Source organism: Streptomyces sp. NPDC005728, from assembly GCF_040630895.1.
Classification (GTDB): Bacteria; Actinomycetota; Actinomycetes; order Streptomycetales; family Streptomycetaceae; genus Streptomyces.
In genome coordinates this window covers 1-12227 of sequence record NZ_JBEXYL010000054.1, presented here as the reverse complement: position 1 = coordinate 12227, position 12227 = coordinate 1, and the positions used below count along the sequence as shown (strand labels likewise).

Annotated in this window: 10 protein-coding genes and 1 pseudogene; 5 read left to right on the top strand and 6 right to left on the bottom strand. The window is 72.0% G+C overall.

Translation table 11 applies throughout. The features are described from left to right. Positions 1-95: 95 nt before the first annotated feature. Complete coding sequence (locus ABZ471_RS29910; RefSeq protein WP_359070702.1) at positions 96-1625, top strand: cytochrome P450; 1530 nt, start codon at positions 96-98, stop codon at positions 1623-1625. Here ABZ471_RS29910 and ABZ471_RS29905 read toward each other — a convergent pair. From ABZ471_RS29905 to ABZ471_RS29890, 4 genes are all read right to left on the bottom strand, one after another. After that, on the bottom strand, positions 1587-2435 hold the full coding sequence (locus ABZ471_RS29905; protein WP_359070701.1) for a pentapeptide repeat-containing protein: 849 nt from the start codon (positions 2433-2435) through the stop codon (positions 1587-1589). The genes ABZ471_RS29910 and ABZ471_RS29905 overlap by 39 nt on opposite strands. Positions 2436-2494: 59 nt before the next feature. Continuing rightward, a complete protein-coding gene (gene sigJ / locus ABZ471_RS29900; RefSeq protein WP_359070699.1) occupies positions 2495-3388 on the bottom strand; it encodes an RNA polymerase sigma factor SigJ in 894 nt (297 codons plus the stop codon). Between the two features lie 37 nt (positions 3389-3425). Continuing rightward, complete coding sequence (locus tag ABZ471_RS29895) at positions 3426-4169, bottom strand: PIG-L deacetylase family protein (protein WP_359070698.1); 744 nt, start codon at positions 4167-4169, stop codon at positions 3426-3428. A 154-nt stretch (positions 4170-4323) separates the two neighbouring features. After that, complete coding sequence (locus ABZ471_RS29890; protein WP_359070697.1) at positions 4324-5271, bottom strand: nitrilase-related carbon-nitrogen hydrolase; 948 nt, start codon at positions 5269-5271, stop codon at positions 4324-4326. Positions 5272-5320: 49 nt separating this feature from the next. Here ABZ471_RS29890 and ABZ471_RS29885 point away from each other — a divergent pair, with 49 nt between their 5' ends. The 4 genes from ABZ471_RS29885 (at position 5321) to ABZ471_RS29870 (ending at position 9929) form a co-directional block, all read left to right on the top strand. Continuing rightward, on the top strand, positions 5321-6241 hold the full coding sequence (locus tag ABZ471_RS29885) for a LysR family transcriptional regulator (protein ID WP_359070695.1): 921 nt from the start codon (positions 5321-5323) through the stop codon (positions 6239-6241). 233 nt (positions 6242-6474) lie between these two features. Then, positions 6475-8559: an NAD-dependent DNA ligase LigA gene (ligA, locus tag ABZ471_RS29880; protein ID WP_359070693.1), complete on the top strand. Its 2085-nt coding sequence runs from the start codon at positions 6475-6477 to the stop codon at positions 8557-8559. Positions 8560-8650: 91 nt separating this feature from the next. Beyond that, the gene (locus tag ABZ471_RS29875) at positions 8651-9337 is read left to right on the top strand and encodes a hypothetical protein (RefSeq protein ID WP_359070691.1); all 687 of its coding nucleotides are present in this window, start codon (positions 8651-8653) and stop codon (positions 9335-9337) included. 172 nt (positions 9338-9509) lie between these two features. Further along, a complete protein-coding gene (locus ABZ471_RS29870; RefSeq protein ID WP_359070690.1) occupies positions 9510-9929 on the top strand; it encodes a hypothetical protein in 420 nt (139 codons plus the stop codon). 54 nt (positions 9930-9983) lie between these two features. Here ABZ471_RS29870 and ABZ471_RS29865 read toward each other — a convergent pair whose 3' ends face one another. Both ABZ471_RS29865 and ABZ471_RS29860 read right to left on the bottom strand, forming a co-directional pair. Then, positions 9984-11285, bottom strand: coding sequence for an alpha/beta fold hydrolase (locus ABZ471_RS29865; RefSeq protein ID WP_359070688.1), 1302 nt, complete (start codon positions 11283-11285; stop codon positions 9984-9986). Between the two features lie 98 nt (positions 11286-11383). After that, a pseudogene (locus ABZ471_RS29860) lies at positions 11384-12112 on the bottom strand (substrate-binding domain-containing protein); the annotation flags it as partial. Positions 12113-12227: the final 115 nt, after the last annotated feature.

Below are 12227 nucleotides of genomic sequence, written 5' to 3'. Positions count from 1 at the left end.
TCAACGAGCGGACCACACTGAAACAGGTTATTGAACTCACGTACAACACGCGCATCACAGGTTCAACCGTCCGCTGGATCAAGGGAGATCGCGTCATGGCGGAGACGACGGAGGCCGGGCTGCCGAAGGGGTTCCGGGGCGCCGAGCAGGGCTGGCCCGAGCTGCACCGCATCCCGCATCCGCCGCGCCGGCTGCCGCTGCTCGGCGACGTGCTGGGCGTCGACCGGCACCGGCCGCTGCAGGACTCGATGCGCTTCGGGCGCGCACTGGGTCCGATCTTCCGGCGCCGGGCCTTCGGGAACGAGTTCGTGTTCCTGTGGGGCTCGCACCTGGTCGCCGACCTCTCCGACGAGTCCCGGTTCGCCAAGCACGTCGGCCTCGGGGTCGCCAATCTGCGTCCGGTCGCCGGGGACGGCCTGTTCACGGCGTACAACCAGGAGCCGAACTGGCAGCTGGCGCACGACGTCCTGGCGCCGGGCTTCAGCCGGGAGGCCATGGGGGCCTACCACGGCATGATGCTGTCGGTCGCCGCCCGACTGACCGGCCACTGGGACCGGGAACTCACGGCCGGGCGGGCGGTCGACGTGCCCGGCGACATGACCAAGCTGACCCTGGAGACGATCGCGCGCACCGGGTTCGGGCACGACTTCGGCTCCTTCGAGCGGGCGCTGCCGCACCCCTTCGTGACGGCGATGGTGGGCACGCTCACCTACGCGCAGCGGCTGAACAGCGTGCCCGTTCCGCTGGCGCCGGTGCTGCTGCGCGGCGCCGCCCGGCGCAACGCGGCCGACATCGCCCACCTGAACCGCACGGTCGACGATCTCGTGGCCGCCCGCCGCCGCTCCGGCAGCGGCGAAGGGGACCTGCTGGACCGGATGCTGGAGACGGCCCACCCCGAGACCGGGGAGCGGCTCTCGGCGGAGAACGTCCGCAAGCAGGTGATCACGTTCCTGGTGGCGGGCCACGAGACCACCTCGGGCGCGCTCTCCTTCGCCCTGTACTACCTGGCCCGGCACCCGGAGGTCGCCGCCAGGGCCCGCGCCGAGGTGGACCGCGTCTGGGGCGACACCCCGGAGCCCGGCTACGACCAGGTCGCCAAGTTGCGCTACGTCCGCCGGGTGCTGGACGAGTCGCTGCGGCTGTGGCCGACCGCGCCCGCCTACGCCCGGGAGGCCCGGCAGGACACGGTGCTGGCCGGGGAGCATCCGATGCGGCGCGGCGCGTGGGCGCTGGTGCTGCTGCCGCTGCTGCATCGCGACCCCGAGGTGTGGGGCGAGGACGCCGAGCGGTTCGACCCGGACCGGTTCGACGCGGGCGCGGTACGGGCCCGTCCCCCGCATACCTTCAAGCCGTTCGGGACCGGCGCGCGGGCCTGCATAGGCCGCCAGTTCGCCCTGCACGAGGCGACCCTCGTCCTCGGCCTGCTGCTGCGCCGCTACGGCCTGCGGGCGGACCCGGGCTACCGGCTCCGGGTCACCGAACGCCTGACGGTGATGCCGGAGGGCCTGCGGCTGCACCTGGAGCGGCGCCCGGCTCCCGCGCCCGCCGCGGCCGCACCGGTCACGGTCCCGGCCGACGGCCCGGGATCAGCCGGCCGCTGCCCAGTGCACGGGGCGGGTGACTGACCGGGGCAGCCGGGTGCCGGCACTGCCCCGGGCCGCGTTCAGCTGCGGCTGGGTGAGGAAGAAGGCACCCGTGAGATCCGCGTCGGTCAGGTCGGCGTCCCGCAGGTCAGCGCCGATCATGTCGGCACCGCGCAGGTCGGCGCCGGTGAGGTCGGCGGCGATGAGGTAGGCGCCGCGCAGGCTGGCACCCCGCAGGTCGGCGCCCCGCAGCCGGGCCCCCATGAGGTCGGCGCCCCGGCGGTCCTTCCCCTTGCCCTTCTTGCCCTTGGTTCCGGCGATGCCCGCCCGGACCAGCTCGCTGGTGCGCAGCAGCAGCACGTTGACCTCCTGCCGGTGGGCGGCCACGTCCAGCGCGGCCAGTTCCTCGGGGGTCTGCCGGGTGAGCCGCTCGGTCCGCTCCAGGGCCCGCCCCAGGTCGGCGTGGACGGGCGCGGCGGCGTCCAGGCCCCGTGCCTCCGTCAGGTACCAGAGCAGTTCATGCAGCTGGCGCACGACCGGGAACACGTCGGACATCCGGCGGACCTGATCCTTCGGACCCGTACGCCAGTCCTGCCCGCCGAACGTGAGCTGTGAGACCTTCTGGCCCGCGCCGAAGCAGTCGTAGACCGTGCAGCCGGTGAAGCCCTTCGTGCGCAGCTCGGCGTGGATCCCGCAGCGGTGGTCCCCCTGGAGATTGGGGCAGGGCCTGCCCGCCGGCTTGTCGCGGGCGAAGTCCGCGGACGCGGCGAAAGGCAGGGCGACACAGCACAGCCCGAAGCACTGGGCGCAGTCGCCACGCAGGTCGGAGAGGTCGGCTATCTGATCCGGCATGGGGTCAAGCCTACTGACCTGCGAGACCACCTCCGAGTGGACGACTGTCGCCCGAGCGCTCAGGCCTCCCCGGCGGGCAGGTCCAGCCGGGCGAGGCGCTTGGGGTCGGCAAGGATGTACACGCCGGTGACAAGTCCGTCGACGACTGTGAAGGCCATGACCGAGACGGGCTTTCCCTCGGGCGCGGTGACCACGCCCACCGTGCCGTTGACCAGCACCGGGTGGCTGTGCACGGCGAGCCGGGCGAACAGCGCGGCCTGTTCGGCGACGGTCCGCGCCCCACGTACGAACTTGGAGGCGGCCGCGCCGCGGACCAGGGCACCCGCGTCGGCGCGCAGCTCCACGTCCGGGTGGAGCAGGGCGAGCAGCGCCTCGAAGTCGCCGCCGCGCGAGGCGGCCAGCCAGGCGTCGACCACCTGCCGCTGCCGGCCGAGGTCGGGGTCGGCCGCCGGGGTGGCGCCCTGCACCCGGCGGCGGGCCCGGCTGGCCAGCTGGCGGGTGGCGGCCGGGGTGCGCTCCACGATCGCGGCGATGCCGTCGAAGGGCACGGCGAACATGTCGTGCAGGACGAACGCCAGCCGCTCGGCGGGCTCCAGCGTCTCCAGGACGACGAGGAGCGCGAGACCGACCGAGTCGGCCTCCAGCACCTCCTTCTCGGGGTCGACCTCGGAGAGCGGACGGATCAACGGATCCGGCACGAACGTCTCGTCCATCGGCTGCTCGCGGCGCGCGGTGCGTGAGCGCAGCAGGTCCAGGCAGACCCGTCCGACGACCGTGGTCAGCCAGCCGCCGAGGTTCCTGATCTCGTCCGCGTCACTGCGGCCGAGCCGCAGCCACGCCTCCTGGACCGCGTCCTCCGCCTCGGCGAGCGAGCCGAGCATCCGGTAGGCCACCGCGCGCAGGTGCCCGCGGTGCTCCTCGAAGCGTTCGGCGAGGAGGTCGGTGCCGTTCATGGGGTCCCGTTCCGGTTGAAGGTCGTCGTGGCGGGGGCTACACGCTGAACAGTTCGAAGGCCACCGCGGGCTTCCCGCCGAAGCGTTCGCCGGTGGCGGTGGCCGTCGTGGTCAGGAAGTCACGGGCGTACGTCTCGGGCTCCTGCTCGGTCAACGCCTCGATGTAGGTGCGGTGTTCGAGCAGGGAGCGCACCGCGCGCTCCAGGCCGGCCGTGGCGTCCACGGCGTGTGTGGGGCTGCTGGACCCGGCCACAGCCACCCAGCGGACGCCGTTCCAGGGCTCCAGCCCCTGTTCGGCGAGCTCCGGGAATATCCAGCGGTTGCCCGCGTCGGCGGTGGCGTCGAGCGTGGCACGGCCCACGGCGACGTGATCGGGGGTGTTCCAGGCGGTGCCGCCCCAGGTGTCGCGGTGGTTGAGGGTGATGACGAGTTCGGGGCGGTGGCGGCGGATCGCCGCCGCGATGTCACGGCGGAGCGCGGGACCGTACTCGACGACTCCGTCCCGGTGACCGAGGAACTCCACGGTGGTGACCCCGACGACCGCGGCGCTCGCTCGCTGCTCGCGCTCGCGCAGCGGGCCGCAGGCGGCGGGGTCGAGGGTGTCGATGCCCGCCTCCCCCCGGGTCGCCAGGACATAGGCGACCTCGCGGCCGGCATCCGTCCAGGCGGCCACGGCTGCCGAGCACCCGTACTCGAGGTCGTCGGGGTGCGCAACCACGGCGAGGGCCCGCTGCCAGTCGTCGGGCAGGGGCTGGAACTGGGTGATCTTCGGCTCGCTCATGGGCGCAGACTATGCCGCCCTGTCCCGATGGCAACTCCTTTTACCGGACGACCCGTTGTCTCGTGCGTGCGGAGGACATCCGTCACCGGTCGCCAGGCCGACGGCGACCCGTGGCCGACGGCCCCGACCATGACGGTCGGCTGTGCCGCGCCCGCTAGCTGCTGGTGACGGCGGTGCGGGGGGTCTCGTCGACGTGGAGGGTGAAGACGTCGGGGCGGGCGTAGTGGCCGGTGGTGTCGAGGTCGAAGCGGGCGCGGGCGAGATCGTGGAGGTCGAGTTCGGCGGTCAGGATTCCCTCGCCGTCGCGCAGCGGGCCGGCGAGGACCTCGCCGAGCGGGGAGACGATGACGGATCCGCCGCCGATCAGGACGGTGTCGGGTGCGTCGCCCTGGACGGGGTGGAGGTCGGCGGGCAGGGCGTCGCGGCGCAGGTACTGGCCGGCGCTGAGGACGAAGCAGCGGCCCTCCAGGGCGATGTGACGCATGGTGGCCTGCCAGGCGTCGCGGTCGTCGACGGTCGGTGCGCACCACAGGTCGACGCCCTTGCCGTACATCGCGGTGCGCAGGAGCGGCATGTAGTTCTCCCAGCAGATGGCCGCGCCGAGGCGGGCGCTGCCGGTGTCGACGACGGGGAGGGTGGAGCCGTCGCCCTGGCCCCACAGGTAGCGTTCGGCGGCGGTGGGCACGAGCTTGCGGTGCAGGCCCAGGTAGCCGTCGGGGCCGAAGAAGAGCGCGACGCAGTACAGCGTGCCGCCCTGGCGTTCGACCGCGCCGACCACGGCGTGGCAGCCGAGCTCCCGGGTGACAGCGCCCAGGGTGTCGACCTCCGGGCCCGGGATCTCGATGGCGGCAGCGTGGTAGCGGCGGAAGAGGTCGCGGCCGGCCGGGGTGCGACTGCCGACGGTGATGCCGAAGTCCAGTCCCTTGGGGTAGCCGCCGATGAACGCCTCGGGGAGCACGATGACCTCGGCTCCCCGGCCGGCGGCCTCGCGGATGAGCTCTTCGGCCCGGGCCACCGCGGTCGGGGTGGCGAACAGTGGGGCTGCTGCCTGGACGACGGCGACGGTCATGATGCGGCCTGGCTCAGCTGAGGTCGTAGTCATGCTCCGACGCTAGAAACACCACCCATCATCCGGCAAGCTAATCTTTACGATGATCGACATCTATGAGACCGAATTCAGGAAGGCGGATCTCAACCTGCTGGTCGTCTTCGCCGCGCTCATGCGCGAGCGCAGCGTCACCCGGGCCGCCGCCGCCCTGCACCTGAGCCAGGGCGCCACCAGCGCCGCCCTCGGCCGCCTGCGCGGGCTCTTCGACGACGAGCTGTTCACCCGTACCCGCACGGGCATCGAGCCCACGCCGCGCGCCGTCGCACTGGCCCACCGCATCGAGCCGGCCCTCGGCCTGATCCACGGAGCCGTGACCGACCGGGACCGATTCGACCCGGCGACCACCCGGCGCACCTTCACCCTCGGCATGTCCGACGACCTGGAGGCGGCGCTGCTGCCCCGCCTGCTGACCTCCACGTCCGGACTGCCAGGCATCCGGCTCGCCGTGCGGCAGGCCAGCCGCAACACGGTCGCCGACATGATCGACCGCGGCGAGGTCGACCTCGGCGTGGCCGCCGCACCCGCACACCGCGCCGACCACCGCAGCCAGGACCTGTTCACCTCCGGCTACACCTGCCTGTTCAACCCCCGCCTCCTGCCGCTCCAGGCCCCGCTCACCCTCGAGGACTACCTGGCCCACCCTCACCTGCTGATCTCCTACGACGGTCGGCGCGGCATCGTCGACGACATCCTGGAAGCACGCGGACTCGACCGCCGGGTGATCGCCTCCACCACCCACTTCGCCGGAGCCGCCCTCCAGCTCGCGACCCTGCCCGCCGTAGCCACCGTTCCCGCCCACGCGGCCACCGTCTACGCCGCCTTGCTGGGACTGTCCGCGTCCGTGCCGCCCATCCCGATGCCCACGTACACCGTCAGCGCGATCTGGCACGGCAGCGTCGCCGACGACCCCGCCCACGCCTGGCTCCGCAGGCTCGTCGACACCACGGCCGGCGACGAAGGGTGAGGCCGCGTCCGGCCGTCGCTTCCCCGGGGATCAGGACTTGCTCGGCCGACTGCACGTCAGCAGTGCCTCACGCAACCAGCGCCCCACCGGCAGCGGTCTGTTCCAGCTCGCCCACCTCATGGGCGGACTGCTGATCACTGAGGGCGTGGCTTCGTTCGCTGCCTGTCGCCCGGCTCCAGACGTGAACGACGCAGCTGGGCCCATTGTCAGTGGTGGGCGGCAAGATGCGGGACATGACGACTTCTGCAGCAGTGATCGTGGATGCCGCCGCCTACGCGCAGGCGGTCGAGGATGCCGTGGGTGCGGCGGCTGCCTACTACGCAGGCGGTACTTCGCCGCTGGACGACGACGCCTACGACCTGCTGGTGCGCGCGATCACCGCATGGGAGGCCGGGCACCCGGACGAGGTGCTGCCCGACTCCCCCACCGGGAAGGTCGCCGGCGGGGTGGTCGAGGGCGATGTGCCGCACACGGTGCCGATGCTCAGCCTCGACAACGTGTTCTCCGCGGAGGAGTTCACCGCCTGGACGGCGTCGTTGACCCGCCGTGTCGGGCGTGAGGTCGTGCGGTTCAGCGTGGGGCCGAAGCTGGACGGGCTGGCGATCGCCGCCCGCTACCGCAGCGGCCGCCTCACCCAGCTGATCACCCGCGGTGACGGACAGGCCGGAGAGGACGTCTCGCACGCGATCGGCACCATAGAGGGGCTGCCCGAGACGCTGACCGAGCCGGTCACCGTAGAGGTGCGCGGCGAAGTCCTCATGACGAGCGCCCAGTTCGAGCACGCCAACGAGGTGCGCACGGCTCACGGCGGACAGCCGTTCGCCAATCCCCGCAACGCGGCCGCCGGCACACTGCGTGCAAAGGAGCGCGCCTACACGGCCCCGATGACGTTCTTCGGCTACAGCCTGCTGCCCGTGTCCGACACCGACCCAGCCCTCGCCGGGCGGCTGCGCACATGCGCCCACAGCGAACTGATGGAGCTGGCCGTCGAGTTCGGCATGCACACCAGCGCTCGGACCGCCGTCCCGGACGTCGTCGCCCAGAACCCCGAGCAGGTCCTGGCGCGGGTGAAGGAGATCGCCGCCGCGCGTGCGGAGCTGCCGTTCGGCATCGACGGGATCGTCATCAAGGCCGACCTGGCCGCCGACCAGCAGGCAGCCGGATCCGGCTCCCGCGCACCGCGTTGGGCGATCGCCTACAAGCTGCCGGCCGTGGAGAAGATCACCCGGCTGCTGGATGTGGAGTGGAACGTCGGCCGCACCGGGATCATCGCCCCACGCGCCATCCTCGAACCGGTCGTGATCGACGGCTCCACCATCACCTACGCCACGCTGCACAACCCGGCCGACATCACCCGCCGCGGCCTGCGCCTCGGCGACCGGGTCATGGTCCACCGAGCCGGAGACGTCATCCCCCGTATCGAGGCCCCGGTCACCCACCTGCGCACGGGCGGCGAAAAGCCCATCGAGTTCCCCGAGCAGTGCCCACGCTGCGGGTCCGGCATCGACACGAGCGAGGAACGCTGGCGGTGCGCACAGGGCCGCAACTGCCACCTGGTCGCCTCCCTCGCCTACGCCGCCGGCCGCGACCAGCTCGACATCGAGGGCCTGGGCACCACCCGCATCGTCCAGCTCGTCGACGCAGGCCTGGTCACCGATCTCGCCGACCTGTTCACCCTCGAGCGCGAACAGTTGCTCGGCCTGGAACGGATGGGCGACACCAGCACCGACAACCTGCTCATCGCGATCAGCAAGGCCAAGGAGCAGCCCCTGTCACGCGTGCTGTGCGCGCTCGGCGTCCGCGGCACCGGCCGCTCCATGTCCCGGCGCATCGCACGCCACTTCGCCACCATGGACAACATCCGCGCCGCCGACGCCGAAGCAATGCAGCAGGTCGAGGGCATCGGAGCAGAGAAGGCCCCCTCGATCGTCACGGAACTCGCCGAACTCGCCCCACTCATCGACAAGCTCGCTGCCACCGGAGTCAACATGACCGAGCCCGGCGCCACGCCTCCCGCAGCCCCCGCCTCCGGCCCGGACGGTGCGGCCGCCGCTCCGACGGAGGCAGGACCCCTGGCGGGGATGACCGTGGTGGTCACCGGCGCGATGACAGGGGCCCTGGAGAAGCTCTCCCGCAACGAGATGAACGAACTCGTCGAACGAGCCGGAGGGCGCTCCTCCTCCGGTGTCTCCAAGAAGACGACCCTCGTCGTCGCGGGTGAAGGGGCCGGCTCCAAGCGCGCCAAGGCCGAGCAACTCGGCATCCGCCTCGCCACCCCGGAGGAGTTCGCCACCCTGGTCGCCGACCTCCTCGCCTGAGGGGCCGGCGATCAATTGAGTACGCGTACTCACGCCTTGCCGGGCATCCGCGCCCATCCGCGGCGCCCAGCAGGGGAAATACCGTCCCCGTATGCCTGAGGAGACCGAACCAACCCGCACCACCACCGCTCCGACCGAGTCCGGGAGCCCCTCATCCGTTCTCAGGGCTCTCGGATGCGGTTGCCTGACACTCGTCGGAGTCGTACTCGTGGTGGTCGTCCTGCTCGCATCGGGCTCATGGGGGTCGACGGAGCTGCCCCGCGTCGCGCCCGAGGACATGGCGAGCCGCGCCTTCCAGCGTTCCCAGGAGGCGTACGACGTCCTGGGGTTCAGGCGCCCTGTGGCAGCGGGAGTCGAGGACATCGGCGTCAGCACGGAGAACACCTTCGGCTCCACCTTCTGCTACGACGGGGGCCTGCTCGGGTTGGAGGACAAGACCGTCGACGGCGCCTACTCGATGAGTCACAGCTGGGCGCTGGACCACGTGCCCGCGAGCCAGGCCGTCCCCGGCCTGCGCCGACTGCACCAGCACCTGGCGGACAACGGCTGGAAGGTCACGTCCTACCGTGAGGGCACGCACGGCAGGGACTGGTTCCTGTTCGTCCAGCGGGACGGCGGGGACGAGCGGATGTCCTTCACCTGGTTCCCGGACCGGGAGTACTTCACCGGCGGCGCCACCGTGCCCTGCGCCCACGACCCGGCGTGGAAGGACGGCGACGTCGGCCCGGCCGAGGCCGACCAGATGCCACCCGTCCTCCGGCCGACCCAGCGGGGCTAGGAGACAATCCGGCCTCGCCTTGCGCGTCGGCGTCGCTGTTACAAGACAGCGACAAAGCCCCGATGAACGCCTGCCTCCGCCGTGACGTCGTTTCTAGTGACCACGCCAATCGACATGTAGCTCTCCTTTGGCGCGAAATACTGTTCTCACCATAGAAACGGACAGATCTGTGATGACTTCGAAGCGTCGCTCCCTGCGTACGGCCGTCGTCGGCGCCCTCGGCACGGTCTCCCTGGCCATTGCCGGCACCGCGGTAGCGGCCGGCCCCGTCGCGTACGCCGCATCTCCCGGTGTCGTCGCGCACAAGGCCCCGGCCCCCAGGTCCGGCATCACTGCCACGCCGTCGGCGTCCTCGGTCCGCGCCTGGCAGTTGTTCCGGGTCACGGGCAAGACCACCGGCCTCAAGGCGGGCAGCAAGGTGACCCTGCAGCAGAAGCAGCACGGCAAGTGGGTCAGCCTGCCCGCATCCACGCCCGTCTCGCGGACCGGCTCCTACTCGCTCGGCGTCAAGCTCGGACTGAAGGGCAAGAACGACCTGCGCGTCGTCAGCGGCAGCACGACCTCACCGGTCTTCAACGTGACGGTCCGCTGAGCCCGCCCCGGCATCGAGGGGGGCTGTACCTCCGTTCCCCCACTGTCCGTTGCCTCACGCCTCGTCGCGGGTCAGGGCGAGGAGCCGGTCCAGGACCCGGGGTGCGCCGGTGCGCAGGCCGTCGTGTTCGAACTCGTCGGTGACCCAGGTGCGCAGGCCCCGGACGGTGCGGGCGGTCTCCAGGGAGTGCGCGGTGTCCACGTACATGTCGTCGTGGTAGACCGCTGCGGCGACCGGGACCTCGTTGGCGGCGAGGCGGGCGGGGTCGTACAGGGGCTGCCAGTCGGTGCGGGCGGCGAGCAGTTCGGCGGTCTCGCGCAGGGGGCGCAGGACCGGGTCGGCGTCGAACATCCAGGGGTGGACCGTCTCGCCCGTGAACAGCACCGGAGCGTCACCGGCGAGCGCCTTGGCCGCGTCGAACTGCGGGAACTCGGCGCGGACCCGTTCGGCGGCCCAGGCGGTGGGGCGCGCGTCCTGGCCGTAGATCGTCTCGTGCACGAGGGCGTACAGCGGGTGTCCGGCGTACGACAGCAGGCTCCGCACCTGTTCCTGGAAGGCATCGGACAGGTCGGGGCCGGCGGGAGTGCGCACGAAGGCGTCCTCCAGGAGGTGGTGCAGGCGGTGGCTGCCGTCGCTCGTGCCGAGCATCAGGCCGAGGGACTGGAAGGCCTCCACGGTGAAGCGGTAGCCGCCCGGCAGGACGACGTCGTGGGTGAGGAGGTGGTCGGCGATGCGGCGGGCCCGCTCCACGTCCTGGGGGTAGCGGGCGTAGTGCGCGGCGACCTTGCGTTCGATGCGCGGGTAGGCGGCGCGGTAGACGTCGTCGGCGTGGGCGTCGAGGGAGGGCAGGCCGCCGGTGACAACGGCGGTCTCCAGGCCCTCGGGGGCCAGGGAGAGGTACGACACCGTGCAGAAGCCGCCGAAGCTCTGGCCGAGCACGGTCCAGGGAGCACCGCCCGTCACCTCGGGGCGGATCGCCTCGCAGTCGCGGACGATGGAGTCGGCGCGGAACCGGGTCAGGTAGCCGGCCTGCTCGGTGGGACCGCCGCGCAGGGGCAGCGTCTGCCGGGTGGCGGGCGTGGAACGGCCGGTGCCGCGCTGGTCGAGGAGGAGGACGCGGTAGTCGTTCAGTGCGCGGTCGAGCCAGGCCTGCCGTCCGACGAAACGATTCGCCCCGAATCCGGGACCGCCCTGCAGATACAGCAGCCACGGCAGGTCCTGCCCCGCCTTGTCGCTCGCGACGACCTCACGGGCGTACAGCTCGACGGTCTCGCCGCCCGGGTCGCCGTGGTCGAGGGGCACGGTGAAGTGGCGGTCGGTGAGGACGACGCCGGGCTGGCGGTAGGTGAGGCTCAACGGGTCTCCCGGGACGGATGGGACGGACGCGTCCCAGTTCAGCACATGGACGGCCGTGGGCCGAGCCCCTGGATCATGGATTGTTACTGAACCTCTGGTCAGCGGGCGGCGAGGCTGGAGCGGCGCACCACCAGCTCCGGCTGGAGCACCACACGCCGGTGCTCATGGGCGGCGGGTCCGCCCTCGATCTCGGTCTCCTCCAGCAGCAGCTCCGCGGCGAGGGCGCCCATGGTGACCGCGGGCTGGCGGACCGAGGTCAGCGGTACGGCGGCCGCGGCCGCGAACTCGATGTCGTCGTAGCCGACGATCGCGAGGTCGTCGGGGACGGTGACGCCGGCCGCGTACATGGCCTGGAGCACGCCGAGGGCGAGCAGGTCGTTGGCGCAGAAGACGGCCGTGGGGCGGTCCGCGAGACCGAGCAGGCGGGCGCCCGCGTCCCGGCCGGCGGCCACGTCGAGGCGCTCGGTGGGCAGTTCACGCAGGGCGTCGGGCCCGAGCCCGGCCTCGGCGAGGGCGTTCAGGGCGCCGGTGCGGCGGTCGCGCACCTGGTTGAGTCCCGGCGGGCCGCTGACATAGGCGATGAAGCGGTGCCCGGCGTCCACCAGATGCCGGACGGCGAGGGCGCCGCCCGCCACGTCGTCCACGGAGACGGAGCACTCGGTGGTGCCCTCGGCGACCCGGTCGACCAGCACGAACGGGATACCGTGCCGACGGAAGGTCTCGATGTTGCGGCCGGTGGCGTCGGCCGGGGTGAGCAGCACGCCGCGCACCCGCTGTTCGGCGAAGAGCGACAGGTAGTCGGCCTCCTCGGCCGCGTTCTGCGCGCTGCGGACGCCGACTTCGCGGTGCACGACACGCACGGCCCGGAGGCCCTGGCCTGTGCGTGAACGCGCTCGGCGGTATGGATCCGGGCTTCGTACTGCAGTGACGTAGGGGGATACA

What these genes read in the sequence shown, in the direction of transcription:
- ABZ471_RS29875 (WP_359070691.1), top strand. Translation starts at nt 8,651, where the DNA reads ATGCCTGAGGAGACCGAACCAACCCGCACCACCACCGCTCCGACCGAG.
- sigJ (WP_359070699.1), bottom strand. Translation starts at nt 3,388, where the DNA reads ATGAACGGCACCGACCTCCTCGCCGAACGCTTCGAGGAGCACCGCGGG.
- ABZ471_RS29910 (WP_359070702.1), top strand. Translation starts at nt 96, where the DNA reads ATGGCGGAGACGACGGAGGCCGGGCTGCCGAAGGGGTTCCGGGGCGCC.
- ligA (WP_359070693.1), top strand. Translation starts at nt 6,475, where the DNA reads ATGACGACTTCTGCAGCAGTGATCGTGGATGCCGCCGCCTACGCGCAG.
- ABZ471_RS29870 (WP_359070690.1), top strand. Translation starts at nt 9,510, where the DNA reads ATGACTTCGAAGCGTCGCTCCCTGCGTACGGCCGTCGTCGGCGCCCTC.
- ABZ471_RS29885 (WP_359070695.1), top strand. Translation starts at nt 5,321, where the DNA reads ATGATCGACATCTATGAGACCGAATTCAGGAAGGCGGATCTCAACCTG.
- ABZ471_RS29890 (WP_359070697.1), bottom strand. Translation starts at nt 5,271, where the DNA reads ATGACTACGACCTCAGCTGAGCCAGGCCGCATCATGACCGTCGCCGTC.
- ABZ471_RS29895 (WP_359070698.1), bottom strand. Translation starts at nt 4,169, where the DNA reads ATGAGCGAGCCGAAGATCACCCAGTTCCAGCCCCTGCCCGACGACTGG.
- ABZ471_RS29905 (WP_359070701.1), bottom strand. Translation starts at nt 2,435, where the DNA reads ATGCCGGATCAGATAGCCGACCTCTCCGACCTGCGTGGCGACTGCGCC.